The following is a 26,975-nucleotide window of genomic DNA, read 5'->3' as shown; positions in this document are numbered from 1 at the left end:
TCGTTCGTGGACAGCTGTTGATGCGGGCCGCCACCCAACACTGCGGGCGTCCCAATCCCTGATGACGTACGTCTCCCCATACTCAGGACATCCACAGTGCCCATCGTCCCAACAAGATCAATGAGACTTGAGAATGGTTCCTCAATTGAGACGCACCGCGATGCCACTGTCTGACACCGCGGGCGGGCATACCCCAATTTTGTACGTCCCTAGAAAGTCTTCGCCCAAATATCAGCCGCCGCGGCCAAGCGCGCTTCCCGACGCCCATTGAATTCGTGCGGTCGAGCCCGCGCTAGGGTGAGGTTGACGATACGGGGGCGTGTGGAGAATCTAGCGTTCCAATTGCGTGAAGCCGCTGAACAGGACGATGGCCTTCATGCTGCATTGGAGCAGGAATTCTCCGATCTAATCGGTACCGGTCTGGACGCCTCGAACGTGATGGACGCGCTGTGGTGGGCTATGCATCCGTTGCAGCCGACTCCCGCCTGCCGGATTGACCCGGCCGTGCACCTTGTCGAGCTGCAGGCCGCAGTCTTCTCGCGGGCCGCTACGTTCGAACCGCAGCTCGAGCGCATGGAGGCGGGATCGACCGTGCGTGCGACCGCAAGTGAGCACAGGCTGCGCCGGCTCACGCTCAGTCTTGCTGCACGCGCCCACGCCGTCGACCAAGTACTGGCGCATTTTGGTCCCGGCCTGGCCCGTGCGACAGACGACCCGACTCCGGTCAATGACGAACTCGCCGCCGGTGTGAGCGCTCCCCCGCTGACCGACGCAACCCGTGACCGTGTGACCCACGGCGCTCAGCCAGCAGGCCGAGCGCGTTGGCTCACAATCATGCTGGCCACCGGGATCGCCGTCGGGGTACTGGGCACCCTGAGCGCCCAAACCCTGCAGCACACGGTCACAGTAACTTTCGCGGGTGGCGCCTCGAATCTCGCCCTCCCGCCAGGTAAGACCATACCCGCCTCGCTGCCGGACGAGGCCGCTATCGGCGCCATCACCGCGATCTTCGACCAACCGGCGGACCCCCTCGCTGGTGAGCTGGCTGACCTCGGACCCGCCTACAACACCGTACGGGCGGTGGGGCTGACGCCGCGGGGCAGCTACGGTATTTACCTGGCCCAGCGCGGCTCCAGCCAGTACTGCCTCGTCATCCAACATGTCGACCTGACCGCCTCTAGTATCTGCGCGGGAGCCAGCCTGATCGCCCACGAGGGGTTGAACCTCAACGCCGTGGTTTTAGGTACCCTCGGCTTCGACGAGACCAGCCCACCCGCGCTTCTCGACCTGACGGCCAGCTGGCTCACCGACGGAACGGTGATGTCCAGCAGCACGCCGCACGTGCCGCCAGGCTCCGCCTACGCCACGCCCTGATCACGAGGATGCTTCACCGCCGGGTTTCCTGCGCCAACCGGGGCCAAATGTTCAACGCTCGGCAAGGTGGCGGATGCGGCACTGCCGCCCAAAGCTGGAACGGGGACCTCATATGATGCGTAAGGCGGCAAGTCGTTCAGGACACATGATTGCGGTGAGCGGCTGCGTGACATCTAGTTCCGGGGAGAGTCAGGGACTCCCCCGGTTGTCCAGCATGATGAGCGGAGTGCGTGCCGGGGTCACTGAGTCGCTGCTAGAAACAGGGCCTGGACACGAGTTCGCCGTGGACCCCTGGGTCGCCTCTGACCAGCGCGATCGTGCGCCGATCGAGGATGGCGAATTGAGTTCTTTGCACCCCGGCAGCGCGCCGATCGTGGCGGGCTGATCGACGACGAAAAGAACCTGGCCGTGCCTCTTCAGCTTCCCGACAACCTCTCGAAGCTTGGCCTCGTCGTTGGGTAGAGCCTTGTCGACGAGCACCTTGCCAGCCCGATCCTGGGCGACCGCGTGATGCTCCCCCTTCCCAACGTCGACGCCGACGAATACGTCCACGGAGTCGTAGTGCTCAATCATGTCTCTACTCCCGTCTCTGAACCGTTGTGTTGGTCAGCGCCGCGATATCGAGTTTCACATCCACGTTACGAACGGCCTGGACGTCAGTCCGGCCCCTATTCGCGATCACCTGATACCGATCCGGCCCGGTGGCAGCACCCCCCGGATCATCAACAACTGGGGGCGAGAATCATGCCGGACCCGACGGGCCAACGTCCTCAGTTACTCACACCATCCGGGGATATGAACAAGGTAACGGTCACATTGAAGCACACTGTTAGCCGGGAACCGGCTAACAGTGTGTGGCAATCCGCCTGAACAGGCACCTTGGTGGGATCATCGTCGACGATGTATCGGGTGTTGACGCGGTTAGTCCAGTGAGCGCCTGGCGTCTAGGATCTCCCGTAGCTGGAGCGGCACCGTGTCATCCTGCAGCGACGTCGTGTCGCCCAGTTCACGTCCGTCCATGAGGTCTCCGAGCAGGCGACGCATGATCTTGCCGGATCGAGTCTTCGGCAGGTCGGGTACCACCACGATCTCCCTCGGCTTCGCGATCGCTCCGATCTGCACGGCGACTTGGGAGCGTAACGCCTGCGAGAGTTCCGCTTCGAGGGCACGCCAGATTCGGGGATCGGCGGACTCCGCAGCGGAGAGCGACCGAGCGGGGATCACGAAGGCGGCGATGGCCTGTCCGGTCGTCTCGTCATGAACGCCGACAACCCCGGCCTCGCCGACGGCGGGATGCGCGACAAGTGCCGACTCGATCTCGATGGTCGACAGCCGGTGTCCGGAAACGTTGACGACGTCGTCGATGCGTCCGAGCAGCCACAGGTAGCCGTCGGCGTCGATCTTCGCGCTGTCACCGGCGAGAAAGTAGCCTTGCTTGGCGTACTTCTTCCAATACGCGTCGCGGTATCGCTCGGGGTTGCCCCACACAGTGCGGGCCATAGCCGGCCACGTGCCGTCGACCACGAGGGATCCGCTCGACCCGGGCTCGGTATCCGTGCCCTGATCGTCGACCACACGCACGGTGAGTCCCGGCAGCGCGTGGGTAGCTGACCCCGGCTTCAGGGCAGTGACCCCGGGCAGCGGGGCCACGATTGCCGCGCCGGTCTCGGACTGCCACCAGGTGTCGACGATGGGGGCCGTGCCAGCGCCGATGTTCTCTCGAAACCACAACCAGGCGTGCGGATTGATCGCCTCGCCGACCGAGCCGAGGAGGCGGATGCTGGAGAGGTCAAAGGCGGCGGGCACGCCGTCTGGGAACCAGGTCATGAGGGTGCGCACGAGGGTCGGAGCGGTGTAATAGGTTGTCACGGCGTAGCGTTCGATGATCTCGAAATGACGCCCAGGGTGCGGGGTGTTGGGGGTTCCCTCGTAAATGACGGAGGTCGCGCCGTTGGAGAACGGGCCGTAGAGCACGTAGGTGTGGGCCGTGACCCACGCGAGGTCGGCCGTGCACCAGTACACGTCGGAGTCTTTTGCATCGAAGATCGCCCAGTGGCTCCACGACGCTTGGGTGAGATAGCCTCCGGAGGTGTGCACCAGCCCTTTGGGGGTGCCGGTGGTGCCCGAGGTGTAGATAATGAAAAGCGGCGTTTCGGCGTCGAAAAACTCGGCTTCGTGGGTGTTTTCGGCGGTGTCGACGATGTCGTGCCACCAGACATCCCGGCCGGCGGTCCACGGCACGTTGGGGGTCAGCTCTCCGGTGCGCCGCACGACGAGCACGTGTTCGACGGCGTCGATGCCGGCGACAGCGACATCCGCCTGCCCTTTCACCGCTATGGCGGCCCCACGGCGAAACTGGCCGTCGGAGGTGACGAGCAGTTTGGCCCCGGTGTCCTCGATGCGAAATCGCAGCGCCTCGGCCGAGAAGCCGCCGAAAACCAGGGAATGCACCGCGCCGAGCCGGGCAATGGCGAGGGTGATGACGATGGTCTCCGGTATGACCGGGAGGTAGACGACCACGCGGTCGCCCGCCACGATTCCCAAGGCGATGAGGGCGTTCGCGGCCTGCGCGACCCTGCGCTGGAGGTCTGAATAGGTGATCACCTCACGGTCGCCGGGCTCTCCCTCGAAGTTGATGGCGACCCGATCGCCGCGCCCGGCATCGACGTGGCGGTCGACGCAATTGACCGCCACGTTCAACCGACCACCGAGAAACCACTGGGCACGGGGGATCGAGAGCAGCGGAGGCCCGTCCGTTTCGAGCGCGCCGCTCTCGTCGGCGCGGGCCGGCTCCCACGTGTGTGCGGTGTGCCAGCGTTCCGCCCAGTCGAGGCGGTCGGCCTGCCGCTCCCAGAATGCCACGGGGTCGCCGGCGGCGGCGGCCCGCTCGCCGGAGCCCACGTTGGCGGAGTCGACGAGGCCAGCAGGCGGCGAGTAGAGGCGGTCGTTGGCTACAGCGCTCTCAAGGGGAATGCTCATCGCTTTGACGCTACCGGGCCGCGCCGGGCTGCGCACACGGGCGGTAAGGCGGCGTAATGAAGGTGCTCCTCACACTTCTTGTCCGATCCGCAGCGCCGAGTGCTCGCCGAGGCTGTGCCAGGTGCGGTTGTGGTAGACCAGCGGGTCGGATCCGGATTGATCGGTGGAGACCGTCGCCTCGAGGGCGTGCACGGCAATGATCGTGGAACTGCCCGCGGCCATCCGGTTGATGATGCGCCCACGAATCCAGGCGTGTGCGCTGGGGAAATACGGTTCACCGGTAGCGAGCCGGGCCCAAATTTCAGTATCGGCGAAGCGGTTGACGCCGCTGGTGGCGCAGAGCGTTGCGATGTTCAATTGCTCAGCTCCGAGGAGATGCACGACAACGGTGTCGGCGCGGCGGATGGTCGGAGCGCTGGAGGCGTGGTTCGACAGGGAGAACACCAGTAGCGGTGGCTCGGCACTCACCGAGAACACCGAGGTGGCGGTCAGTCCGACCGGGCCGTCGCCGCCATCGGCGGTGATCACCGCGACGCCGGCGGCGTGGTTGCGAAACGCCAGCTTGAACTCGTCTGGATGCAGCCCACCGAGATGTTTCGCACTCTGGTCGCCGTCGGTCGGCCACGGATGGGCGATTCGGGCCTGTTCTTGAGTTCTCATCGGGTTCCGTTCGCAAAATAATCAAGGAGAGAATTAAGGGTCCACCGCGGAGGGCTCCGATCGTGAATGTGTGTCGCAGTGTGACGCCATGTTGCGTCACACTCGGCGGTGCGAGTCTCAGCAGTCACGATGGGAAGATGCCCAGACAGATTCGATTCAACGCCTTTGACATGAACTGCGTCGCCCACCAGTCCTCTGGAATGTGGCGGCACCCGGATGACCAGTCCTGGCGGTACAAAGACCTGCACTACTGGACCGAGCTCGCAAAACTGCTGGAGCGTGGAAGATTCGACGGCATCTTCATCGCTGACGTGCTGGGCACCTACGACGTGTACGGCGGCTCGAATGAAGCCGCGATCCGGCACGGTGCGCAGGTTCCCGTGAATGACCCCGTGCTGCTGATCTCGGCGATGGCATTGGTGACAGACCATCTGGGGTTCGGGGTGACCGCTGGTACGGCGTACGAGCATCCCTATCCGTTTGCACGACGGATGTCGACGCTCGACCATCTGACCAACGGACGAGTCGGATGGAACGTGGTCACCGGATACCTGCCATCCGCCGCACGAAACATGGGCCAGGAAGACCAGCTCGAGCACGACGTGCGTTACGACCACGCGGACGAGTACCTTGAGGTGTTGTACAAGCTGTGGGAAGGCTCGTGGGAGGACGATGCGGTCATCCGCGACCGCGAATCTGGTGTCTTCACCGACCCGAGCAAGGTGCACGAGATCGGTCACCACGGCACGCACTTCACGGTACCGGGGATTCACCTGTCTGAGCCGTCGCTGCAGCGCACACCGGTGATTTACCAGGCGGGGGCATCCTCTCGCGGTATCGAGTTCGCCGCCGGCAATGCAGAGGCGATCTTCGTCGCGTCATCGACCAAGGCCGGTCTGAAGGCCACCGTCTCGAACATACGAGATGCCCTCGAAAAAGCCGGCCGCAGCCGCTATTCCGCGCGCATCTATACGCTCCTCACGATCATCACCGACGAGACGTCGGAGAAGGCCACGGCCAAGTACCAGGACTACCTCACGTACGCCAGCGAGGAAGGCGCACTCGTGTTCATGTCGGGTTGGATGGGCATCGACCTGTCCGAGTACGACCTCGATGAGCCCATCGGAAATGTCAAGAGCAACGCGATCCAGTCTGTCGTGGCCAACTATCAGGAGGCCAATGAAGACGGTAGCGAGTGGAAGGTGCGAGACATCGCCCGGCTGGCGGCCATCGGCGGCCTCGGCCCGTTCATCGTCGGTTCCGGCGCAGAGATTGCGGACACCCTGCAGGAGTGGGTCGAGGAGACGGATGTGGACGGCTTCAACCTGGCCTACGCCATCACCCCAGGCACGTTTGAGGATGTCGTCACCTATGTGATTCCCGAACTTCGGGCGCGTGGTGCGTACCCGGAAGATTACGTCGAAGGCACGCTGCGCAACAAGTTGCACGGCCGCGGCGACCGACTTCCCGACGAGCACAAGGGGGCGAACTACCGGGTGCGTTCCGCTTAGGGCGCGGCCAGCCGCTCAGCGGCTCTCGAGTAATCAGAGAGCCGCTGGGCTGCGACGACCGGTGAAATGACCAGGGCAGTGCCAATTCTTAGCGGGCGGTCTTTCGTGCCGAGATCACGCCGGTGTTGAAGCCGAGCAGATAGAGGCCGCCGTTGAAGCGGGCGTGCTCAATCTTGAGGCAGCGGTCCATAATTACCGTCAGGCCCTGGCTCTCGGCGTAGATCGCCGCATCCTGATTCCAGATGCCAAGCTGCATCCAGACGGTCGGAACGCCGACGGCGACGGCGTCGTCGACGACCGAGGGGATTTCGCTTTCCCGGCGGAACACGTCGACGATGCTGGGCACCTCGGGCAGCGAGGCAAGGGTGGGGTAGGTCTTGTGGCCGAGAATCTCGTCGGCGTTCGGGTTGACGAAATAGACCCGGTAAGTGCTGGACTGCAGCAGGTAGGTTCCCACGAAGTAGCTTGCCCGCGCCGCGTTGGGCGATGCGCCCACGATGGCGACCGACGTGGCGCTCTGCAGAATCTTGAGGCGGTCCTTGGCACTGGGTCCGATCCAGGTGCGCGGAGACTTCAACCGGTTCGCGACGGGCGAGCTCGCTGGCAGTTCGCAGGCGGGGCCGTTGGTCAACGGTGAGGGGACTGCTTCTGTGCTCATCACTTGCCTCCGGTCGCCAGGCTTAGCGCCTGGTCGAGGTCGTAAATAATGTCTTCTGGATCTTCGATTCCCACGCTAATGCGTACAAGGCCCGGCAGTACCTTCGCGTCAACAAGCTGCCGCTCGGTGAGCTGCGCGTGAGTGGTGGAAGCCGGATGAATGACCAGCGTCTTCGCGTCGCCGACGTTGGCGAGGTGGCTGGCCAGGTTCACCGACTCGATGAAGGTACGCCCGGCATCCCTGCCGCCCTTGACGCCGAAGCTGAAGATCGAGCTCGGTCCCTTCGGCAGGTATTTCTTTGCGCGGTCGAAGTGCGTGTGCGAGGTGAGCCCCGCCCAATTGACGAATTCAATTCGGGGATCGGCCTCGAGCCACTCCGCGACGATCCTGGCGTTGGCGACGTGCGCTTCCATCCGAAAGGCCAGGGTTTCGACGCCTTGGGCGAGGAGGAACGCGGAGTGTGGGGCCAGGACAGGTCCGATGTCGCGCAGCTGCTCGGCACGCAGGCGGGTGAGAAAGGCATACTCGCCGAAGTTGCCCGACCAGTTGAGGTCGCCGTAGGCGGGCACCGGAATGTCGAACAAGGGAAACTTGCCGCTGTTCCAGTCGAACCGACCGGACTCCACCACGACACCGCCCAGCGTGGTCCCGTGGCCGCCGAGAAATTTCGTCGCGGAGTGGATGACCACGTCTGCTCCCCATTCCATTGGCCGGTTCAGGTAGGGGGTGGCAAAGGTCGAATCGATGATGAGCGGAATACCCGCGGCGTGGGCGACGTCGGCCAGACCCTCGAGGTCGGCGATCTCGCCGGAGGGGTTGGAGATGGACTCGGCGAAGATCAGCCTGGTCTTGTCAGTAATCGCCGCGGCATAGTCGGCAGCATCCGTGCCCGGCACAAAAGTGGTCTCAACTCCGAAACGACGCAGCGTGATGTCGAGCTGCGTGAGGGAACCGCCATAGAGGCTCGCAGATGCGACGATGTGGTCGCCGGAACCCACGAGCGACGCGAAGGTAATGTACTGCGCAGACAGGCCGCTCGAGGTGGCGACAGCGCCCAGTCCACCCTCAAGGCTTGCCACACGCTCCTCGAATGCGGCGACCGTCGGGTTGGCGAGGCGGGAGTAGATATTGCCGTACTTTTGCAGGGCGAACCTGGCCGCAGCATCCGCGGTGTCATCGAACACGAAGGCCGTGGTCTGGTAGATGGGAATGGCTCTGGCGCCGGTCACCGCATCCGGAACGTTTCCTGCGTGGATGGAACGGGTGCGAAAACCCCACTCCCTGTCTGTGCGGTCGTGGTCTGCCATGCCTTCAAGCTACCGGAACGTGCTCCCCCGCAACTTTGTGTCGCCATGCACGGTAACAATGGGAGCGATCTGCGGTAGCTCCAGTTGCCGGCGGATACTGTAAGAGAGGAAGTGTTGCCGACCGCACGCTTCGAAACTACTTGGAGATGATGACCAGTGACTATCAGCGACCTGCGCACGGTGCAAGCTCCTCTGAAGCAGCAGTACCGCGACGACCCCGACGCCGCTCTGGTGACGCTTCGGGCCAACGGTGAACTGGGCGCGGGTATCAGTTGTTCGGTGCAGACCGGGCAGGCCCTGGTGGAGGCCGGGTTGCACCCCGCCACCGGAGGCGACGGTCTCTCCGTGTGCTCAGGCGATATGCTCCTCCAGGCACTCGTTGCCTGCGCGGGGGTGACTCTTGCCGCGGTCGCTTCCTCGCTTGGCATCGACGTCACCGGTGTGGTGCACGCCGAGGGGGATCTCGATTTTCGCGGCACGCTCGCCGTCGACAAGCAGACGGCGGTCGGCTTTCAGGACATCAGGATGCGCTTCGAGTTGACATCCGATGCGGATGAGGAAAAGATCGCCACCCTTATTCGTTTGACGGAACGCTATTGCGTCGTCTTCCAGACACTGGCCGTTCCGCCGAAATTAGCGGTCTCCCACAGCGTCCACTCTTAGCCCCAATACCGTTGCGTTAATCGATTCTCCGGTGTGATTGGGGTACGGCTCGTTCTGATTGGGTAAAGCCGGTCTCTGGCCGTCGGTTGTCGGATTTGTGTCGGTGGGCCTGTCGGTGGGTCTGTCGGTGGGTCGTCCGAAGTCCAGCCGGGTGCGCCCGTACTCCTGTAACCGTCCGTTCGTAGCGCATGTGAGTCCTCTCATCGTGGTCTCACGATGTGGTCAATAGCCTCGGAGTATGACACCATCGGCAATCTCCACCTCGGCTTTATCGCGTAATTTCGGCACGCACCAGGCCCTCGCGCCTCTCACCCTCGACGTGCCCACGGGCGAGGTTTTCGGCCTCCTCGGACACAACGGGGCCGGAAAGACCACGACCGTCAATCTGCTCACGACCCTGCTCGAGCCGACGTCGGGTGACGCGATAATCCACGGCCACAGCGTGAAAGCGGATGCGGCGGGCGTGCGTGGGTCCATCGGCTACCTCCCCGAAAATGTGCAGTTCTACGACAATCTGACGTTGTTGGAGAATCTGCGGTTCTTCGCCCGATTGTCGGGGTTGCGCCGTCCGGACGCCCGTATCCGGGACGTCTTGGGCTTTTTGGATTTCACCGGCCATGACAATCACCGGGTGGGGACGTTCAGTAAGGGAATGCGTCAGCGCGTGGGTATCGCTCAGGCCGTGCTCCACTCGCCTGAGGTGTTGTTTCTGGATGAGCCGACCTCGGGGCTGGACCCGGAGGGCGTGCGCACCTTGAGGGAGACGATTGTGCGACTGAACCATGAATTCGGAATGACGATTTTCATGAACACGCACCTGCTGAGCGAGGTCACCAAAACCTGTACGAGCATCGGGATTCTCAATCATGGACGGCTGGTGCACCACGATTCACTGCGCAACACGCTCGCAGCTTTTCCCGCCGATGAGTCCTTGGAAGACATCTATTTTCAACTCGACTCGGCTGCCGCATGAACACGCTCCTCACGAGCGCACGGCACGAAGTCCTCTGCACCCTGCGTGCCCGGGTCGCGCTGCTGCTGTTGGTGGTGTTTCTGGGCATGGTGTCGCTGTCCTCACTCATCGGCTGGATCACCAATACGACGGTCACCCGGGTGTATGCGAAGATTCTGGCCGACGGACTCACGACGGCTCCCAACCCGTTCGCGGGCGTCTCTTCGCTGTATTACTCCCGAAATTCAGTGATTTATGTCGTGCTGATCGGTGCACTCATGGCGATCATCCTCGGTGTGCAAGCCACCCTCCGCGACCGCAAGTCAGCCACGACCGATCTTGTTTTGAGCCGACCCGTCAACATCGTCCTGCGACTTGCTGGACAGTTCCTCGGCCTCGGGGCTGTGATTGCGTCCGTCCTGGCTGCGAGCACAGTGATCAGCTGGGCCTCGATCAGCGTCATCGTCGGCGCGCCGCTCGGCATCGACCCGACGCTGCGGCTGGTGGGGTTCGCCGCACTGTCCTGGGTTCTGATGATGATCTTCGCCCTGCTCGGCATGCTCACCGGCCTCTACAGCCGCAAGGAAACGACGGCGCTGCTTGTGCCTTTTGTTATCTGGAGTGCGGTCGCGTTTGTGCTCCCGCAGATCGGCACCGCCGCTCGCCCCGTCGCCTTATTGAACCCCGTCGCGGCGCTTGCGCCGTCGGACAGCACGTCCTTCGATCTCGTCGGGGCGATTACGGGCCCGTTCGCCATCACCGAGCAGTTCAAACGCGCCGCGAGCATCGTGCTGCGTGATGACAGCGTCACCGGCAGCCCACTGGCCAGCATCGTGCTGCTGGTCTCTGTTCTGATCGCGATCGCCTGGGTAGTGGTCGTCACACCGCGCCGCACCCTGAGGAGTGGTCTGAATGAATGACACCTGGATTGTCGCCGAAAAGGAGTTACGGGACCTGCGGAGGGACCGACTCTTCGCACTCCTCATCGCGTTCCTGGGTGTCGCCACGCTCGTTTCCGTCGCCGTGGCGTCGGCCGATTTTCGCAACCAACTGGATGCGTACAACGTCTACGTCGCCAACCTTGCCCAGAGCGGAAGCACGGTCACCGCGGCCGCGCCGCAACTCTTTCCCCTGAAATTGTTGCGTGGCGGAATCGAGTACCTCGAGATTCTCGGAGCACTGTTCGCCATCGTGCTCGGCTACGGAACCATCGCCAAAGAAAAGTACCGGGGCACATTGGCCCTCTTTCTTAGCCGTCCGGTGAGCCGGTTTTCGTTCGCCGGCGGCAAGGTACTCGGCCTGTCTATCGTGTGGCTGGGAGTCGTCGCCGCTCTCACCGCGCTGTCGCTCCTGGCCGTTGTCACGATCGGTCATGCCCCTATCCAGGGGATCGACGTGGCCCGCCTCCTCATTGCCGGTTCCTTCGCGTGGCTCTACCTAGTCTTCTGGACTGCCCTTGCCGTCGGCCTGACGGCCCTGTCCTCTCGGCTGAGCACCGGACTCATCGTGGCCCTGGTCATTTGGCTCGCCTTCGTGCTCGTCATACCCCAAATCGGGGACACGATGGACCCGGACAACCAGGTGCCCGGCGGCCTGTTCGCCACCCTTCAGATTCAGAAATCCAACGAACTGGCCGTTCTGGCCCAGTTCTCCGCGTTCGATGGCATCCGCAACGGGTTGGAAGTGTCGTCGGTGACCAAACACTTCGAACGCCTCACCTTCGCCTTCCTCGGCATCAAAGACCAATACAACCAGCAGCCTCTCAGCCGGGTGTGGGCAGCAATGCTCCCTTACGCCATCACTCTCACAGCGGCCACCGCGGCCTCCGTGCTTTTCGCCGCCCTCGCAACGACGAGGCGCACTCTGCAAAGGAAGCAATTATGAAGTGGAAAATCATCCTCCCCGTCGCCCTGATAGCACTCGTCACTGCTGGCGGAATTGCCATGTCTCAGGCCACTACCCCGGCCACGCCACCCGGTCAGGTCGCACCGAAGACATCGACGGGTTCGGTGCTGCCGGTAACGACCAACCCCATCACCAACACCAGCACCACCCCCGGGCTCACGATCGTGTCCGCGGCTGCCGAAGACAACGTCGACCCGAGTTCCGGCGCCGCTATCACCGACCGGCTCCAGATTACGCTCGGCAACACCACCACCAGCCCGCTGACCAACCTGAAGACTTATTATGTGATGAAGGACATCACTACTGGGGCAACCGAGGCGTACTACCTCGCCCTGGACGGCCTCACCCTGGCGCCCAAGGCTGAAACGACAATCTCCTTCGACACCGACACCGGCCCCGGCCATTACCCGGAAAACACGTTCAGCCTGTACCGCAGTTCCACGAACCAGGTTGATTTCACCATTCAGGTCAGCGCCGACGGCGTGCAGATCGTCGACGGCACAGCGACCAAAGGAGCAGGCACCGGTGAACAAGCCGACTAGGCATCCGGAGCACCGCCTCTCAACGGGCACGGTGTGAAGCTCCTCGTCGTTGAGGATGACGTCCGCATCGCGGACGTCATCCGTCGTACCCTGATCGAATCCGGCTATGCCGTCGACGTCGCCCACACCGCACCCGACGGAGTTCAGGCATTCGAAATCGATACCTACGACCTAATCGTTCTTGACCTGATGCTCCCGGGTCTTCCCGGCGGAGGGATGGACGTGTGCCGACGCATCCGTTCGATCAATAGCGACGTGCCGGTGCTGATGCTCACCGCGCTGGATTCGATGCGCACCAAAGTAGAGGGACTCGACGCCGGCGCCGACGACTACATCGTCAAACCGTTCCACCTCGTCGAACTGCTCGCCCGGGTACGCGCACTGCTTCGACGTTCACCGCGTGCCCAGGCACCACTCCTGACGGCGCAAGGAGTCACACTCGACCCCGCCACCCGCACCGCAAAGCGTGCGGGGCGCACCATCGTGTTGACGGCCAAGGAATTCGCGGTACTGGAATATCTCATGAGCAACGCCGGCACCATCATCAGCGCCACCGAGCTGATCGATCACGCCTGGGATAGCAACTATGAAGGGTTCAGTAACGTCGTGCAAAGCTACATTCGCTACCTGCGTCAGAAACTCACACTGGCCGGTGAAACGGACATCATCGAAACCCGGCGCGGTGCCGGCTACGTCATCAACGCGGATCACTGATGTTCCGAAGGGCCATCGTTCGACTGACCATGACCTATACGGCCGTGCAGTTGGTACTGTTCGCAGCCTTCGCGGTCGGAATCTACATTTTCGTCACCGGAACGTTCGACTTCGACGCAGCCGAATCCGACGGTGCCGGCGCCCTCAACGCGGCCGAGCAGGGATTTGCCAACCTCCGCACCGCCCTAATCGTGCTATACGCGGCGCTCCTGGTCCTGATCCCCGCGGCGAGCTATGGCATGGCACGCGCTGCCCTCGCTCCCTTACAGAAGAGCTATGAGCTGCAACAACGCTTCGTCGACGGCGCGTCCCACGAAATGCGCAGCCCCCTCAGCGTCATTCAGGGCGAACTGGAACTCGCTCTGCTCTCAACTCGCACCCCCACTGAGTACGAACAGGCGATGCAGAACGCGCTGTCGGCCGTCGACGGACTCACACGCCTCACCAACGACCTACTGCTGCTGTCTCGCGGAGCGGGAACGGAACTCGACCACACATTTGAACTGGTCGACGTGAATGATCTCGTGCGACACGACATCGCCGCCCGCGCAGTCAATCAGGCGGATGCCGCCCGCCTCACCACCGACATTGGCGAGGAGGCGGTCGTTTTCGGCTCTCCGGCCCTGCTGGCCCGCGCACTGGGCAACATCATCGACAACGCGCTCAAGTTCACACCAGACACCGAAAATGGAACCGTCAGCGTCGCTACGAGAGCGAACAACGGAACCTGCACCATCACGGTGCGCGACACCGGCATCGGCATGCGCGACGAGGAAATCAAGCACGCCTTCGAGCGTTTGTGGCGATCCGATCAAGCCAGGTCGCACCCCGGGCATGGCCTCGGCCTGGGCGTGGTCCGCCAAATCGTCCAGGCACACGCCGGCCGCATCTCGCTCACGTCGCGAGTCGGCCTCGGCACGACCGTCACGCTGACCCTGCCGCTCCGGTCCTAATCCGCCCGCAACGCAGATGCTCTCATTCTCTTCTCACGTGCCACTGCCTCACTTGAAAATAAGGATCACGCAGCCGCGTGGGTTACTTTCGAAAGGCAGAAGACAATGCCGAGGAAAACCAAAATCGCTGGCGGCGCAGCACTCGCCGTCGTCCTGGCCATCGTCGGTGACATCACCCTCACCGCCGGAGCGCAGGCCAGTACGGAAGACACGAGCGACGACGTCAACGGCGTGGCCGTTAAAAACGGCAAACAGGACTAACCCGGCCGCGACGGAAGAGGACACTCGCTTCGGGAAGGACAAACGCGGCGACGAACGCGGTCGTCACCCCGAAGGCGCAACGCGACTTCACCGACCTGGACGCCCGGATCATGAAGACCGCCGACGGATCATTTCACTACGCCTATAACGCGCAGGCCATCGTTGATCAGGATCACACTCGGCAAGGCAAATTCGTTCTGCTGCGCGGCCTGGATCAAGCCGCCCACGAGTGGAACCTCATCGCCGCCTGCCACAACCTGATGAAGCTGCACAGCATGCAGACCTGAGCCGTCCTGGCCGCGCACACCGCCCTGACACCCCAACCGACGACCCAAAGCCCAAGCCCACCACCCCGGGCAGACGGGCTCGACGGTATCTGGCGACTCTGGCCCTCTTTTCACTCGGCAGCAAGCCGGCAAGACCTGAACCCCGTCACCTCACACGACGAGGTTCAGGTCATTCCAGCGCCACATGGCCAGCACGAAACGGGCCACAACACCGGTTATCGACTACCGACCCACGCTACTAGTGAGGCCTCCACTGGCGGAGGCCAGGACGGGAACAGGTGAAGCACCTGACCGACAATAGCCAAGGCCTTCTCCGGGTCATGCGGATCCTCAGCGCGATCTGAATACCATCGCGAGCATCGTCCTGGGTGTCGGAATACTCGCCCTGCGCGGAAGACTGCTGCAGCTCGCGTCGGGTCTGAGTCTGCTGTTTATCATCGCGAGTTTTCTCTCGCTTGTGCTCGCGTTGATCGTTGGGCTATGTGGTATCACCGTGACGTGGAGCGTCACCCTTGGTCCACAGACGTTCCTGGTCGAAGGCATCGCCATTCCTGTGCTCGCCGTCAGCTCGGCTCTCGCGTTGCGCGCCCGGCGGACGACGTGAGTCTTCCGCTCGCCTTGCCACTAACCACACGACGTCTCGACCGAAAGATTCGACGAGAAGCGCCAGCGCAATCGGGACGAACACCGCGTCGACCGCGGGCAGCAATCCGGTGATAGCCACCATCAACGCTACTCCTTGCACGGCAGTCACGACCTTGCGCCAGTAGCGGGATGGGAGCTGTCGACGCAACCAGGGAAAGATCCATCCAGCGACGACGAATGCGTACCGCATGAGTCCGATGGCAAGCACCCAGATTCCCAGGGTCTGCGAGACGTAGGCGCTCAGCACGAGCAGCAGGAAGGCGTCAACCTCCATGTCGAACCGCGCACCGAGCTCGCTCGCGGAGTTCGTGCGCCGGGCGACCCAGCCGTCGACCGCGTCGAGGAGGAGGGCCGGCACGACCAGAGCGAGCACGATCCAGACCGGTATCGGCGCGAAGAACGACGCAACGACGATCCCGCTGATCACCCCAACTAGAGATGACCGCGCCGCAGTCACGACGTTCGCTTGCCCGAATCGGGTGACGCGTCGTTTTCTCAGACCACGTACAAGCGCGATGTTCGAGGCCATGAGGTAGCTGAGCGCCGCTAGCCAACCGACTGCCGCAATCCACAACGGGAACGACCGCGTCGCGGCAGCCCCGAGCAGGCTCACGACAATCGCGCCGCCCACGGCTATAAAGATTGGTACGAATTGAACTCTGATCATCCCTGTCTCGTTTTTATGGTGATTCACCTATTAACTATTGATACGTTAGCCGTGCCGCTAACGTTCAGGAAAGCGAGGGAACATGCTCGACGTCACCGCCTTCTGGATCGAGAAACCGGGAGTAGGCCTTCTGCGCCACGAGCAGCTCCCGCCTGTGGGTGAGGGTGATGTGTTGGTGAAAACCCTGTACACGGGCGTGAGTCGCGGTACCGAAACATCTGTCTTTGGCGGGCACGTGCCGGCGAGTGAACGCGAACGGATGCGCGCCCCGTTCCAGACGGGCGACTTCCCCGGGCCGGTCAAGTACGGCTATCTCAATATCGGGGTCGTGGGCAGTGGTCCCGAATCTCTCGTGGGAACAACTGTCTTCACGCTCTACCCCCATCAGTCGGCATTTGTCGTGCCCGTCGGCGCTGTCACGCCTGTTCCCCGCGACATACCGGCACGGCGTGCAGTTCTTGCGGGCGCCGTCGAAACGGCCATCAACGTGCTCTGGGATGCCGCACCGATGGTCGGCGACCGAATCTCAGTCGTCGGCGCGGGGATGATCGGATGCTGCGTCGCACGCCTCGCACACGGCATCCCAGGTGTCTCCGTCACGCTCGTCGACATCGACCCAGCGCGAGAAGTCGTTGCCGACCAACTCGGCGTGAGCTTCTCAGATGTGGCGACCGCTCCGCAGGATCAAGACATCGTGATCAACACGAGCGGCTCGGGCACAGGGCTGCAACTCGCTCTCGAGACAGTGGTGACCGACGGCACGGTGATCGAGGCGAGCTGGTATGGAGATCGCCCGGCAACGCTGATGCTCGGCGCCGATTTCCACTCGCGGCGATTGACGATTCGGTCCAGTCAGGTCGGCGCTGTTGCGTCGGGGCGGCGGGGAACCCGGACCACTCGCGAACGACTCGTGCTGGCCCTCGAACTCCTGCGCGACCCCGCCTTCGATGCCGTGCTCACGGGCGCATCCTCGTGGCGCACTCTGCCTGAGGTGATGGCGAGCCTTGCCGACGGATCGCGAAATGACCTGTGCCACACGATCGACTGGAGAGATGCCGTATGACGTTCACGGTAACCGTGCGAGACCACATGATGATCGCCCATAGCTTTGCTGGCGAATCCTTTGGTCCTGCGCAGCGGCTCCACGGAGCAACGTTCATCGTCGACGCCACGTTTAGCGCAGCAGGTCTCGATGCTTCAGGTGTCGTTATTGATATCGGTCGAGCGGCGGAGATACTCGGTGAGATCACGGAATCGCTCACCTATCGCAATCTTGATGAGGAGCCCGACTTTCAGGGTAGGAACACGACCACCGAAGTGCTCTGTCAAGTGATCGCTGACCGCCTTGCAGAACGGGTGCACGATGGAACGCTTGCGGCCGGCCAGCAGGTGCAGTCTCTCTCAGTCACGTTGCATGAATCCCACATCGCGTGGGCGAGCTACTCGAGGTCACTGTGAGCGCAACGGCGGAAAGGACGGTGCACTTCGTTGTCCCCGGTGCGATCGACGACCCGGACAGAGTGAGCGGTGGAAACGTCTATGACCGGCACGTGCGTGACGGGCTCCGGAACACCGGGTGGGACGTACGGATGGTCTTGATCGCGGAGGAGAGCGGGCCGCTCGCGACGCGGGCGTTGTCAGAGCTGCCCGACGGTGCCCTCGTACTCATCGATGGACTCATCGCCGTGCGCGAATCGAGCGCGTTGGCGGCGCAGTCGACCAGGCTCCGGATGATCGTGCTTGCACACATGGTCGCGAGTCTTACATCGGGGTTATCTGCGGACAGGACTCACCTCGCCGATCTAGTCGATCGTGAGGGAACTGCTCTGAAATCGGCAGACCGTGTCATCGCGACGAGCGGGTGGACTCGCTCCGAGCTCATTTCGCGCTCCCTCGTGCAACCTCGCGATGTTGTCACCGCCTACCCGGGAACTGATCCAGCACCGGCAACGATCGCTTCACGAGCCGGCGGGCGACTGTTGTGCGTTGGAGTTGTCGCACCACATAAAGGTCAAGACGTTCTCGTCCGCGCCGTAGCGCGCCTCAAGGAGGTCAGCGATTGGACCTGCACCTTCGTGGGATCCCTCAGCACGGAGCCGGATTTTGTGGCCGACCTGAAGCGGACCGTTCGAGGCGAGCAATTGGCGACGAGAGTGAGTTTCGCTGGCACCCTCGCGGGGCGGTCACTCGATGCGGCATACGGCCGAGCGGACCTCGTCGTTGCGCCGTCGCGCACTGAGAGCTTCGGCATGGTGGTCGCCGAGGCGTTGGCGCGGGGTATCCCGGTGGTTGCGTCCCGCGTTGGCGGCATACCCGAAGCGTTGTCGAGTAGCGGTGCGGGAATGTTGGTTCCCGCAAATGATTCCGCGGCCTTCGAAACGGTCCTGCGCGAATGGTGGGCGAGTCCGCCCCTTCGAACCGAACTCACGACGGCAGCGGTGGAGGCCAGAGCCACAGTCAGATCATGGAGCTCCACAATCTCGACCATCGAATCGGTGCTCCACGAAGTGTCGCGCAGTGGAACAGTGGTTCGGGCATGAGCGGAATCCTCGAGGTCAGCGGCGACTGGCTTGCCCTCCGCGAGCCAGAGGACGCCGCGGCTCGCTCACTCGACCTCGCACTCATCGCCGCCGAACTGCTTCCCGATGGCCCGATCGTTGTGCACGATCTCGGCAGCGGGACCGGTTCGATGATGCGGTGGCTCGCCCCTGTCCTAGGACCGCAGACGTGGTTTCTCCACGACTGGAGTGCGGACCTGACCGAACAGGCCATCAACCACGTGCGTCCGGCGGACCGCTACAACGCCGGAATTTCGGTCTTTGGCCGCACCGGCAATCTCGCTGACCTGAGCCCGAACGATCTGGCTGGCGCGTCTCTCGTGACGGCGTCCGCGCTTCTGGACGTACTGACCTCAGAAGAGATCCACACCATCGTCGGCGCGTGCGTAGCAGCGCGCGCTCCCGTGCTTCTCTCCTTGAGCGTGACCGGTGGCGTGCAGCTCAACCCACGAGACGAGCGCGACACGGCGTTCGAGGACGCCTTCAACGCGCATCAGGTGCGCCGCGCGAACGGACGACGACAGTTGGGCCGGTACGCCGCGCCCATCGCCTCTGGACTCTTCGCAGACGCCGGTTGGCAGGTGCGCCAGAGCACCACTCTGTGGCGGCTCGACCATCGCCGGCCTGGCCTACTGAGCGAATGGTTCGCGGGTTGGGTCGATGCGGCCGTGGAACAGGAACCTCAGCTGCGCGATGAAGCCGACCGCTACCGGCAGGGTCGCTTGGCACAGATCGAACTCGGCGAACTCAGCGCGCGCATCGAGCATGTGGATCTTCTGGCGTGGCCGAGCCCATGACGCCGGTCGAATTCTGGAGCATGCGCGTGGCGCTGCGGTCACGCTGGCTTCGCGTGACCATTCGGCTCCTCGTTGGCCTCGCGGTGCTGATCACAGTGGTTGCTTACGTGGGAACCGGGCCGCTGCTTCACGGCATCCTGAGCATAGACGGACGAACGATTGCAGCGGCGCTCGCGCTATCCGCAGTCGCGACGGCTGCCGCCGCGTGGCGCTGGTGCGTCATCGCCACGCGGCTCGGAGTCGATCTCTCCTGGCGAACTGCGATCGGGAGGTATTACCAGTCCCAATTCCTGAACACGGTCACCCCCGGCGGAATCGTGGGGGATGTGCACCGCGCAGTCGCACATGGCCAGAGCGCCGGCAACGTCGCGCGAAGTGCGCGTGCGGTCGTGCTGGAACGCACCGCGGGTCAAGTAACGCAGATAGTGCTCTCACTGATGATTTGTGCCTTTGTCGGTGCGCAGTTTGGGGGGTATCTCCTCGCGGTGGGTGCGATCGGGCTCGGCGTTATCGGGCTCGGCACTATCGCGATCGGGCTGGCCGTGGTCAAATGGCCGCGCGCTCGCGCGGCCGTATTTCGGGAGGTGCGAGAGCTTCGCTCGGGCATCGGATCGGTTCGGACTGTGGCTCAGGTCGTGCTTGCCTCCGTCATCGTGATCTCCTGTCACGTGGTGACCTTCGCCATTGCGACCGCGGCCATCGGAATCTCCGTGCCGCCCGGACAGCTGCTCGTCCTCGCCCTGCTGGTGCTGCTCGGTGCGTCGATCCCGTTCAGCATCGGCGGATGGGGGCCGCGCGAGGGCATTGCCGGCTGGGCTTTCGCCGTGGCCGGATTCGGCGCCCCTGCGGGGGTTGCGGCATCCGCACTGTTCGGCGTTCTGACCATCATCGCCGTCGCTCCGGGCGCGTTCGTAACGCTCGTCTATGCCGCCCGAAGGCGCAGGCCGATTCGGTACGAGGCAGGCCCGGTGCTCATCGCGAAAGATCTGGAGACGACCCCGTGAGCGATCTGCCGTACGTCACTCTGAGCAGTGCGACCTCTCTCGACGGGTATCTCGACACGGCAGACCCACCGCGCCTGACCCTCTCCAATGAGGCGGACCGCGACCGGGTCGACGGTGTGCGTGCGCAAAACGACGCGATTCTCGTTGGCGCACGCACCGTGCGGCGGGATAACCCTCGGCTACTGGTGCGTAGCCCCGCTCGCCAGTCACGGCGAAAGGCCGCGGGTCTGCCGAATTCGCCGTGGAAAGTAACGGTGACCGAGACGGGCGATCTCGATCCAAGCGCGGCATTCTTCACGACCGGTGACACACCGAAACTCGTGTACTGCCCCACCTCGGCGGCGGCGCATATCCGTCAACGTCTCGGGCACACCGCGTTGGTTGTCGGCCTCGGCGCAGCTGTCGCCATGGCCGACCTCGTCGCTGACCTTGCGGATCGTGGCATTCGCGAGCTCATGGTCGAGGGTGGCGCGACCGTTCACACCCAGTTCCTGGCCGCGAACCTGGTCGATGAACTGCATTTGGTCGTGGCGCCACTATTCGTGGGTGATTCCCGGGCCCCGCGCTTCGTGGGAGATGCCGTGTTCCCGTGGACCAGCGACCGGCGTGCAACTCTCGCCGACGTGCGGCAGATCGGCGATGTCGTGCTCCTGCGGTACGCGCTCTCGGCTCGATTCGCCGTGCACGATGCCGAGGACCAGCAGCGCCTCACCGCGCCGCCGATCGCGGTCGGAACGTCGTGACTGCACCTCCGGCGACGTCCCCTGCAATACTCAACCCGGACTCGCGGACCGACCGTTCGCGCGCGGTCCGAGCGACGGTGCGTTCCGTGAGCTCCGCCGTTATCGTCTTTTTCGGCGTGATCGCGCCCGGTCTCATCAGTTCCGGTTCGGTGCTCGCGCTCCTGCGCGTGCCGCTCGAAGCGCTCCTCGCGATCGTGATTCTCGCCATCCTGCCCTGGGCTCCCGCCCGTCGGGTCGTCGCGAGCCTGGCTGCCATGGTCTTCGTCACCACTATCGTCAGTGCCGCACTCGATCGCGGTTTCTTATCCGCCGTAGGTCATCCGTTCAACGTCGTGACCGGCTGGCCGGAATTGGTCAGTGCGTACGGCGTACTGAGCGACTCGACCAGACCATCAGTCGCGGCCGTGATCGTTGGCCTGCTCGTTCTCGCCGCTGCCGTTCTCGTTCTCGTTCTCACCCGGGCGATGCTTCAGCTTGCTGCGGTCATCCGTCACCACCCGCGCGCGACCCGGATCGGGGCTACTGCCATCGCGGGGGGCTGGATCGTCCTGGCGCTTGTGGGCGCCCAAGTCGTCCGCGGGCAACCGGTCGCTGCAGCGGATACCGTCCGCATGATCATGACGAAAGCCAATCAGGTGACGACCGCGAGGGCAGAGCAGGCGGCGTTTGAGCGTGCGGTCGCAACCGACGATTTCAAGAAGGTGCCAGCATCCGATCTTCTTGGCGGGCTGAAGGGCAAAGACGTGATCATCGCGTTCATCGAAAGCTACGGCCAGGTCGCCGTGCAAAATACCACCTTCTCGAAGGGCGTCGACGATGTGCTCCTGAAGGGGACCGCGGATCTTGCTGCACACGGCTATTCGGAGCGGAGCGCGTTTCTCACTTCCTCTACGTTCGGTGGAATTAGCTGGCTCGCGCATTCCACCCTCCAGACCGGCCTGCGGATTGACTCGCAACACAAGTACGATCAGGTGACCTCGGGGAGCCGACTCACCCTGAGCGCGGCGTTCAAGAAGGCTGGCTGGCGCACCGTGAGCGTCGTGCCCTCCAACGATCAGCCCTGGTCAATCGGAGAATCGTTCTATCACTTCGACATCGAGATCAACTCTCAGAACATGGGATATCGGGGCCCGAACTTCAGCTACGCGCGCATCCCGGACCAATTCACGTGGGCCTACTTCCAGAAGAACGAACTCGCTCAACCACACCCGCCGCTGATGGCGGAGATCGATTTCGTGTCGTCGCACACACCGTGGACTCCCCTGCCCCATGAGGTGCCCTGGGAATCCATTGGCGACGGCTCAATCTTTGACCCGCAGCCCGCTCAGGGGCTCGCGCCGAGCGTGGTATGGCAGAGCGCACAGCACGTGCAACTGCTCTACGGCCAATCCGTGCAGTACTCGATGAGTACCCTGTTCTCTTTCCTGACGACCTACGACAACCCCAACCTGGTGCTGGTCGTGCTCGGCGACCACCAGCCCGCTTCGGTGGTCAGTGGGGCAGACGCCAACCACGCTGTGCCCATCAGCATCATCTCCAAGGACTCCGCAATTATCAACCGAATCTCGTCGTGGCGCTGGGACCCCGGGATGCTCCCCTCGCCGAATGCGCCGCTGTGGCGGATGGATGAATTCCGCGATCGTTTTCTCACGGCCTACCGGCAGTAGCCGCGAGCTTCGGAAGTCTTCGCGCAAGAGCGCGGAATCTCTTCCCGTCAGCCTGATCTCGACCGAACGGATGCTGCTCGCCGGGATCGCGGTCGTCGCGTCGTGGTGAGACCGCTCGCGTCGCCGGCCAATGACCACGATGCCACGGTTGTGGCCGCGCCCGCAGTGTCGATCACCACGAGGTCGTAGCTCTGTTCATTGCCCGGTACCGTGGGCTACTGGCACGACCACACAATCCGGGAACCGTGCTCCTCGGGCGTGACGGATAGCTGGGCGGTGACGACCTCCTGGCCCAAGGCCAACATTTCATGGCTGTGAACGCTGGGGGAAAAAGCCTTCGACGCCCACAAGCCCCCTGGCGAAACCACAGTTACGGCAGCGGCAGCAATTGCCACTGTCAAAGTGCGACTCGTGCGCCGCCGAACCTCGAGCCGGACGAGTCGGTGGACCATGCCAAGCTCGGGGAAAGCCAACTCCCGCTCCTGCTGTCCAGGCACCGAGGCAGCTGCGACGGCCTCGGCAACTGGCAGCTTCGCGATGGAAACGGACACGGCCAGGCGGCCGCCAAACGTCTTCGGTTGTGACAGGTGAAGTTCACCGCGGCGCGAGCTCGTCGATCGTGATTGCCGCGTTGATGAGCGCGAGATGGCTCAGCCCCTGCGGGAAGTTCCCGAGAAAAGAGAGATCCGCCGGATCGATCATCTCGGAATACAGCCCGACGTCGTTCGCCAAACCGATGAGTTCGTCCATCAATTTGACCGCTTCGTCATGCCTGCCGACACAGGCGAGGGCGGATGCCATCCAAAAGGAGCATGCGACGAACGCTCCTTCCTCCGCTTCCATCCCTGTATAGCGGTGGAGCAACGCGCCACTGCCAAGTTCTGCCTGGATAGCGTCAATGGTCGCAGACATGCGCGGGCCCCGGTCGAAACCACTTGTCGCGTGCAGGAGAACGGATGCGTCGAGCTGCTCACTTCCGGGGAAGGTGACATAGCTCTGCCGCGCTTCGGACCAGCAGTGCTCGGCAACCCACTGGGTGATTTGGCCATGAACAACTCGCCAACGGGCAGGATCGCCGGCGATTTGACCGAGCTCGTAGAGGCGTAGGGCGCTGTCGAGTGCCTGCCAACATCCCATTTTTGATGCCGTGTAGTCGCGTTGATCGACCAATTCCCACGTGCCGGAATCGCGCTGGTGCCATACCTCGCACACATGGTCGGCGACTGCTGCCAGCATGACGCGGGTGTGGGCATCGAGCACGTTGCCGGCCTCGACATATTCGAGCATTGCAGTGACCAGGTCACCGAAGATCCCGAGTTGAAGTTGCGTCCTCGCGTCATTACCGACAATGACGGGTCCGATACCACGCCAGCCCGGCAGGTCCTGTATCTCTCCGGGGCCTGGCGTCGAACCATCAAGGCGGTAGAAGATGTGGAGTTCTGAGTCACTCATCCTGATAGCTTGGATGAGCCAGGCGACGGCTTCGTGGGTCTCCTCGCGCAGGCCGAAGCGCACCAGAGCACGAACCGTGTACGTCACATCGCGCACCCACGCGAACCGGTAATCCCAGTTCTTCCCACCCCTGACGTTTTCCGGCAACGATGTTGTCGCGGCAGCGGCGATCGCGCCGCTCGGGCTGTGGATCAGCAGTTTGAGCGCAAGAGCGCTGCGCTGCACCGCGTCTGCCCACGGGCCGTCGTAATTGAAGTCGTCAGACCAGTGCTTCCAATTGTCGACAGTGCGTGCGAGGCCGATCGCGGTCAGATCCGTAATGGGCAGATGCAATGGTTCATTCTTAGTGCCGGCGACGACAAGCATATGATGCGATTTCACTGTTGCAGTGAAATGGCCGGCGAGGATGCTGTCACCTCCGTCCGCTCCGTGGTTGCTGCCCTCCACGGCGAGCATGAGATCGCCGGCCCGGATGATCGTGCCATGCGTGGTCATTTCCACCCGCGGGGTAGTTGTCGCAAAGCAGGTGCCCGCAGTAATTCGCCAACGAAAATCTACAGCGCCCTCAATGCCGTCAATTCGACGGGCGAGTTCCACCCAAGGCAACCGTCCTGCGAGACCCGTGACGAGGGCGTCCGTCACACGTGCAATGCCGGCAGCAGTCGTGTATGTCGTTTCTAGGACGTTGGTCTGCGGCAGGTAACGGCGCGTGACCGTGAACGCTGCCACCGGCGCGAGCTCGATCGAACCGCCTTTGGCTTCGTCCAACAGGCGTGCGAACACGGGTGTGGAGTCGAGGTTCGGAATGGGCAGCCAATCGATCGAGCCATCTAATCCGACGAGCGCAACGGTGCGACCGTCACCGAGTGCAGCGTACGATCGAAGGTTCACATAACCTTCGCGGCGTATCTGATCAACCGCGACGTCACCAACCATTGGCCCCACCGCGCATCGACATCACACCAGCCATAGTTGAGCGTACCGCTCTTACCGTGCTGCGGTTCTAGGGTCTGACCATTCTCCGCTCAGAAATATTTAACTGTCCGAGTCGGCAGAGCTGCATAAGCTGGCAGGAGTCCCAAGGATGAGAAGAAGCAGCAGGGTGAATGGAGCCGCAATCATGAAAAGTTTCTCAGTCGGAGACCACGTCTCTTGGAACTACGAAGCCGGGCACGTTCAGGGCGTGATCACCAAGAAACACACGAAAGATGTGGAGTTTAAAGGCCGCACGCGTCATTGCAGCGAAGATGACCCACAGTACGAAATCAAGAGTGATAAAACCGATCATGTGGCAATGCACAAAGCGGATGCGTTGAAGAAGATCAAGTGATCCGGGTGCAATGACGAAGGGACGTACACCGAATCGGGTGTTCACGATCGGTCACTCCACTCGCGGGTTTGATGAAGTGGTTGCAATGCTGCAGGCGAACGACGTGACTGATCTGGTTGACGTGCGGTCGTTTCCGTCGTCGCGGAAGTTCCCGCAATGGAACCAAGACGCGATTGCAGATGCGTTACCGGCGGACATCACCTACCGGTGGGTCAGGAACCTCGGCGGTCGGCGACATACCCCTGCCGGTGTGCCGAGTCCAAACGGTGCGTGGCAGGTCAAGGCATTCCGCGATTACGCCGACTACATGATGACCGATGAGTTTCACTTCGGGCTCGCTGAGCTGCTGCAGGTCGCGAGTGACTCGGTGCCGGCGATCATGTGCAGTGAGGCCGTGCCGTGGCGTTGTCACCGGCGGTTAATCACAGACGCACTCATCGTCGCCGGGGTAGAGGTGTTCGACATCATGTCGGTCTCGTCGACCCGATGCGCGGAACTAACCGCGTTCGCGCTCGTGCGAGACGGAAAAATCACCTATCCCGAACCAGAAGAAGGATGAGCATGGATCTGGTAGCGAAAGTTCGAACAATCGTGGCGGCGATTCCCCGGGGTGACGTCGTGGCGTAGGGGGAGATCGGGCGGGAGCTGGGGATCGGCCCCCGGCAAGCGGGCCGGGCCGTCGCACTGCTTGACGAGGGCTTGCCGTGGTGGCGAGTTGTTCATGCCGACGGCATGCCAGCGAGCTGTCATGGCGGAGCGGCCCGAGCGTTGCTCGAAGCGGAAGGCGTTGCGTTCCGCAACGGCCGCGTGGACATGCTCACGATTCGGTGATGGTGGTCGCCGTCTCGACGCGTTTCTGTGCGTGTCCGTGTCCGTGTGCGTGTCCGTGTCGGTGTGCGTGAGAAGTTTGGGCAAAGATGCGGCCCGGTTCTCGAGCTGACAAACGAGGCCGACCGTGGCGTCCACGAACTGGTCCCGCGGCACAATGATGCTCGCCCCAGGGACACCGCGCAGCCCCGCGACGATATGCACCCGGGCCAATGAGGTACGCGCGGTCATGTCGATGGTGAAGCATTCGACTTAGTATGGGGGGCATGACGTTTCGCGATCAGTACAGTTTCGGAAACCCTGTTGAGCGCTACAGCCGCGTAGACCCGCCCGTTCAGCATCAGCCTGAACCCGGGGTGCAGGCGCGTATGACTCCGGTCCCCGACCACGGCGAATCGACCTACCGCGGCAGCGGGCGCCTCGCCGGGCGCAAGGCGCTCATCACAGGCGGTGACTCCGGTATCGGCGGTGCCGTCGCGATCGCGTTCGCGCGTGAGGGGGCCGATGTCGTAATCGTG

At 63.1% G+C, this 26,975-nt stretch carries 25 protein-coding genes and 3 pseudogenes; 21 read left to right on the top strand and 7 right to left on the bottom strand.

What is annotated here, in order from left to right; all coding sequences use genetic code 11:
* Positions 1 to 321: 321 nt before the first annotated feature.
* Positions 322 to 1,374, top strand: a complete 1,053-nt coding sequence (locus tag LH475_RS03770; RefSeq protein WP_297412903.1) for a hypothetical protein — start codon at positions 322 to 324, stop codon at positions 1,372 to 1,374.
* Positions 1,375 to 1,731: 357 nt separating this feature from the next.
* Here LH475_RS03770 and LH475_RS03765 read toward each other — a convergent pair.
* The 3 genes and pseudogenes from LH475_RS03765 to LH475_RS03755 all read right to left on the bottom strand — a co-directional run.
* Positions 1,732 to 1,947 (bottom strand): annotated as a pseudogene (locus tag LH475_RS03765) (transposase); the annotation flags it as partial.
* Positions 1,948 to 2,295: 348 nt separating this feature from the next.
* Entirely contained in the window at positions 2,296 to 4,353 is a 2,058-nt protein-coding gene (gene acs / locus LH475_RS03760) for an acetate--CoA ligase (protein WP_196845257.1), read from the bottom strand.
* Positions 4,354 to 4,422: 69 nt separating this feature from the next.
* Positions 4,423 to 5,013 carry a flavin reductase family protein gene (locus LH475_RS03755; RefSeq protein ID WP_297412902.1) on the bottom strand — a complete coding sequence of 197 codons (591 nt, stop codon included), beginning with the start codon at positions 5,011 to 5,013 and terminating at the stop codon, positions 4,423 to 4,425.
* A gap of 137 nt (positions 5,014 to 5,150) precedes the next feature.
* Here LH475_RS03755 and LH475_RS03750 point away from each other — a divergent pair, with 137 nt between their 5' ends.
* Positions 5,151 to 6,524 (top strand): LLM class flavin-dependent oxidoreductase, encoded by a 1,374-nt coding sequence (locus LH475_RS03750; protein WP_196845255.1) that lies wholly within the window; start codon positions 5,151 to 5,153, stop codon positions 6,522 to 6,524.
* Positions 6,525 to 6,612: 88 nt separating this feature from the next.
* On the opposite strand, the gene LH475_RS03745 is transcribed toward LH475_RS03750, so the two are convergent.
* Both LH475_RS03745 and LH475_RS03740 read right to left on the bottom strand, forming a co-directional pair.
* Complete coding sequence (locus tag LH475_RS03745) at positions 6,613 to 7,182, bottom strand: CoA-binding protein (protein WP_196845254.1); 570 nt, start codon at positions 7,180 to 7,182, stop codon at positions 6,613 to 6,615.
* On the bottom strand, positions 7,182 to 8,489 hold the full coding sequence (locus LH475_RS03740; protein ID WP_196845253.1) for an O-acetylhomoserine aminocarboxypropyltransferase/cysteine synthase family protein: 1,308 nt from the start codon (positions 8,487 to 8,489) through the stop codon (positions 7,182 to 7,184). Before LH475_RS03740 ends, LH475_RS03745 begins: the two co-directional genes overlap by 1 nt.
* A 156-nt stretch (positions 8,490 to 8,645) precedes the next feature.
* On the opposite strand from LH475_RS03740, the gene LH475_RS03735 reads away from it, so the two are divergent.
* The 9 genes and pseudogenes from LH475_RS03735 to LH475_RS03695 form a co-directional block, all read left to right on the top strand.
* Complete coding sequence (locus LH475_RS03735) at positions 8,646 to 9,152, top strand: OsmC family protein (protein ID WP_297412900.1); 507 nt, start codon at positions 8,646 to 8,648, stop codon at positions 9,150 to 9,152.
* Positions 9,153 to 9,390: 238 nt separating this feature from the next.
* Positions 9,391 to 10,125 carry an ABC transporter ATP-binding protein gene (locus LH475_RS03730; protein WP_196845251.1) on the top strand — a complete coding sequence of 245 codons (735 nt, stop codon included), beginning with the start codon at positions 9,391 to 9,393 and terminating at the stop codon, positions 10,123 to 10,125.
* Complete coding sequence (locus LH475_RS03725; RefSeq protein ID WP_196845250.1) at positions 10,122 to 11,024, top strand: ABC transporter permease; 903 nt, start codon at positions 10,122 to 10,124, stop codon at positions 11,022 to 11,024. Before LH475_RS03730 ends, LH475_RS03725 begins: the two co-directional genes overlap by 4 nt.
* A complete protein-coding gene (locus LH475_RS03720; protein ID WP_297412899.1) occupies positions 11,017 to 11,988 on the top strand; it encodes an ABC transporter permease subunit in 972 nt (323 codons plus the stop codon). Before LH475_RS03725 ends, LH475_RS03720 begins: the two co-directional genes overlap by 8 nt.
* Positions 11,985 to 12,551 (top strand): hypothetical protein, encoded by a 567-nt coding sequence (locus LH475_RS03715; RefSeq protein WP_196845248.1) that lies wholly within the window; start codon positions 11,985 to 11,987, stop codon positions 12,549 to 12,551. Before LH475_RS03720 ends, LH475_RS03715 begins: the two co-directional genes overlap by 4 nt.
* A gap of 33 nt (positions 12,552 to 12,584) precedes the next feature.
* Complete coding sequence (locus tag LH475_RS03710) at positions 12,585 to 13,265, top strand: response regulator transcription factor (RefSeq protein ID WP_297412897.1); 681 nt, start codon at positions 12,585 to 12,587, stop codon at positions 13,263 to 13,265.
* Positions 13,265 to 14,218 carry a HAMP domain-containing sensor histidine kinase gene (locus LH475_RS03705; RefSeq protein WP_297412896.1) on the top strand — a complete coding sequence of 318 codons (954 nt, stop codon included), beginning with the start codon at positions 13,265 to 13,267 and terminating at the stop codon, positions 14,216 to 14,218. The genes LH475_RS03710 and LH475_RS03705 overlap by 1 nt, the downstream gene beginning before the upstream one ends.
* A 105-nt stretch (positions 14,219 to 14,323) precedes the next feature.
* A complete protein-coding gene (locus tag LH475_RS03700; RefSeq protein WP_196845245.1) occupies positions 14,324 to 14,479 on the top strand; it encodes a hypothetical protein in 156 nt (51 codons plus the stop codon).
* A 68-nt stretch (positions 14,480 to 14,547) separates the two neighbouring features.
* Positions 14,548 to 14,766: pseudogene (locus LH475_RS03695) on the top strand (hypothetical protein); the annotation flags it as partial.
* A 478-nt stretch (positions 14,767 to 15,244) separates the two neighbouring features.
* On the opposite strand, the gene LH475_RS03690 reads toward LH475_RS03695, so the two are convergent.
* Positions 15,245 to 16,078: a CDP-alcohol phosphatidyltransferase family protein gene (locus LH475_RS03690; RefSeq protein WP_297412895.1), complete on the bottom strand. Its 834-nt coding sequence runs from the start codon at positions 16,076 to 16,078 to the stop codon at positions 15,245 to 15,247.
* A gap of 82 nt (positions 16,079 to 16,160) precedes the next feature.
* On the opposite strand from LH475_RS03690, the gene LH475_RS03685 reads away from it, so the two are divergent.
* The 7 genes from LH475_RS03685 to LH475_RS03655 all read left to right on the top strand — a co-directional run bounded on the left by LH475_RS03685 (position 16,161) and on the right by LH475_RS03655 (position 22,847).
* Positions 16,161 to 17,141 (top strand): zinc-binding alcohol dehydrogenase, encoded by a 981-nt coding sequence (locus tag LH475_RS03685; protein ID WP_196845242.1) that lies wholly within the window; start codon positions 16,161 to 16,163, stop codon positions 17,139 to 17,141.
* Entirely contained in the window at positions 17,138 to 17,536 is a 399-nt protein-coding gene (locus tag LH475_RS03680) for a 6-carboxytetrahydropterin synthase (protein ID WP_297412894.1), read from the top strand. Before LH475_RS03685 ends, LH475_RS03680 begins: the two co-directional genes overlap by 4 nt.
* A 20-nt stretch (positions 17,537 to 17,556) precedes the next feature.
* On the top strand, positions 17,557 to 18,618 hold the full coding sequence (locus LH475_RS03675; protein WP_297412893.1) for a glycosyltransferase family 4 protein: 1,062 nt from the start codon (positions 17,557 to 17,559) through the stop codon (positions 18,616 to 18,618).
* Positions 18,615 to 19,433 carry an SAM-dependent methyltransferase gene (locus tag LH475_RS03670; RefSeq protein WP_297412892.1) on the top strand — a complete coding sequence of 273 codons (819 nt, stop codon included), beginning with the start codon at positions 18,615 to 18,617 and terminating at the stop codon, positions 19,431 to 19,433. Before LH475_RS03675 ends, LH475_RS03670 begins: the two co-directional genes overlap by 4 nt.
* Positions 19,418 to 20,437, top strand: a complete 1,020-nt coding sequence (locus LH475_RS03665) for a lysylphosphatidylglycerol synthase transmembrane domain-containing protein (protein WP_297412891.1) — start codon at positions 19,418 to 19,420, stop codon at positions 20,435 to 20,437. The genes LH475_RS03670 and LH475_RS03665 overlap by 16 nt, the downstream gene beginning before the upstream one ends.
* Entirely contained in the window at positions 20,434 to 21,180 is a 747-nt protein-coding gene (locus tag LH475_RS03660; RefSeq protein WP_196845237.1) for a RibD family protein, read from the top strand. The genes LH475_RS03665 and LH475_RS03660 overlap by 4 nt, the downstream gene beginning before the upstream one ends.
* Positions 21,181 to 21,266: 86 nt before the next feature.
* On the top strand, positions 21,267 to 22,847 hold the full coding sequence (locus LH475_RS03655) for a CDP-alcohol phosphatidyltransferase (protein WP_196845236.1): 1,581 nt from the start codon (positions 21,267 to 21,269) through the stop codon (positions 22,845 to 22,847).
* Positions 22,848 to 23,441: 594 nt separating this feature from the next.
* Here LH475_RS03655 and LH475_RS03650 read toward each other — a convergent pair.
* The gene (locus LH475_RS03650; RefSeq protein ID WP_196845235.1) at positions 23,442 to 25,235 is read right to left on the bottom strand and encodes a glycoside hydrolase family 15 protein; all 1,794 of its coding nucleotides are present in this window, start codon (positions 25,233 to 25,235) and stop codon (positions 23,442 to 23,444) included.
* Between the two features lie 184 nt (positions 25,236 to 25,419).
* Here LH475_RS03650 and LH475_RS03645 point away from each other — a divergent pair, with 184 nt between their 5' ends.
* The 3 genes and pseudogenes from LH475_RS03645 to LH475_RS03630 all read left to right on the top strand — a co-directional run.
* Positions 25,420 to 25,629: a DUF2945 domain-containing protein gene (locus tag LH475_RS03645; RefSeq protein WP_297412890.1), complete on the top strand. Its 210-nt coding sequence runs from the start codon at positions 25,420 to 25,422 to the stop codon at positions 25,627 to 25,629.
* A gap of 37 nt (positions 25,630 to 25,666) precedes the next feature.
* A complete protein-coding gene (locus tag LH475_RS03640; RefSeq protein ID WP_297412889.1) occupies positions 25,667 to 26,188 on the top strand; it encodes a DUF488 domain-containing protein in 522 nt (173 codons plus the stop codon).
* A 535-nt stretch (positions 26,189 to 26,723) separates the two neighbouring features.
* A pseudogene (locus tag LH475_RS03630) lies at positions 26,724 to 26,975 on the top strand (NAD(P)-dependent dehydrogenase); the annotation flags it as partial.

The organism is Cryobacterium sp. (assembly GCF_026786305.1).
Classification (GTDB): Bacteria; Actinomycetota; Actinomycetes; order Actinomycetales; family Microbacteriaceae; genus Cryobacterium.
The sequence above is the reverse complement of the archived record's forward strand: the minus strand, read 5'-3'. Positions and strand labels throughout refer to the sequence as shown.

Excerpts from the sequence above, each read along its gene's own strand:
- acs (WP_196845257.1), bottom strand. The coding sequence starts at position 4,353 with ATGAGCATTCCCCTTGAGAGCGCTGTAGCCAACGACCGCCTCTACTCG.
- LH475_RS03755 (WP_297412902.1), bottom strand. The coding sequence starts at position 5,013 with ATGAGAACTCAAGAACAGGCCCGAATCGCCCATCCGTGGCCGACCGAC.
- LH475_RS03750 (WP_196845255.1), top strand. The coding sequence starts at position 5,151 with ATGCCCAGACAGATTCGATTCAACGCCTTTGACATGAACTGCGTCGCC.
- LH475_RS03745 (WP_196845254.1), bottom strand. The coding sequence starts at position 7,182 with ATGAGCACAGAAGCAGTCCCCTCACCGTTGACCAACGGCCCCGCCTGC.
- LH475_RS03740 (WP_196845253.1), bottom strand. The coding sequence starts at position 8,489 with ATGGCAGACCACGACCGCACAGACAGGGAGTGGGGTTTTCGCACCCGT.
- LH475_RS03730 (WP_196845251.1), top strand. The coding sequence starts at position 9,391 with ATGACACCATCGGCAATCTCCACCTCGGCTTTATCGCGTAATTTCGGC.
- LH475_RS03725 (WP_196845250.1), top strand. The coding sequence starts at position 10,122 with ATGAACACGCTCCTCACGAGCGCACGGCACGAAGTCCTCTGCACCCTG.
- LH475_RS03720 (WP_297412899.1), top strand. The coding sequence starts at position 11,017 with ATGAATGACACCTGGATTGTCGCCGAAAAGGAGTTACGGGACCTGCGG.
- LH475_RS03715 (WP_196845248.1), top strand. The coding sequence starts at position 11,985 with ATGAAGTGGAAAATCATCCTCCCCGTCGCCCTGATAGCACTCGTCACT.
- LH475_RS03705 (WP_297412896.1), top strand. The coding sequence starts at position 13,265 with ATGTTCCGAAGGGCCATCGTTCGACTGACCATGACCTATACGGCCGTG.
- LH475_RS03700 (WP_196845245.1), top strand. The coding sequence starts at position 14,324 with ATGCCGAGGAAAACCAAAATCGCTGGCGGCGCAGCACTCGCCGTCGTC.
- LH475_RS03690 (WP_297412895.1), bottom strand. The coding sequence starts at position 16,078 with ATGATCAGAGTTCAATTCGTACCAATCTTTATAGCCGTGGGCGGCGCG.
- LH475_RS03685 (WP_196845242.1), top strand. The coding sequence starts at position 16,161 with ATGCTCGACGTCACCGCCTTCTGGATCGAGAAACCGGGAGTAGGCCTT.
- LH475_RS03680 (WP_297412894.1), top strand. The coding sequence starts at position 17,138 with ATGACGTTCACGGTAACCGTGCGAGACCACATGATGATCGCCCATAGC.
- LH475_RS03670 (WP_297412892.1), top strand. The coding sequence starts at position 18,615 with ATGAGCGGAATCCTCGAGGTCAGCGGCGACTGGCTTGCCCTCCGCGAG.
- LH475_RS03650 (WP_196845235.1), bottom strand. The coding sequence starts at position 25,235 with ATGGTTGGTGACGTCGCGGTTGATCAGATACGCCGCGAAGGTTATGTG.
- LH475_RS03645 (WP_297412890.1), top strand. The coding sequence starts at position 25,420 with ATGAAAAGTTTCTCAGTCGGAGACCACGTCTCTTGGAACTACGAAGCC.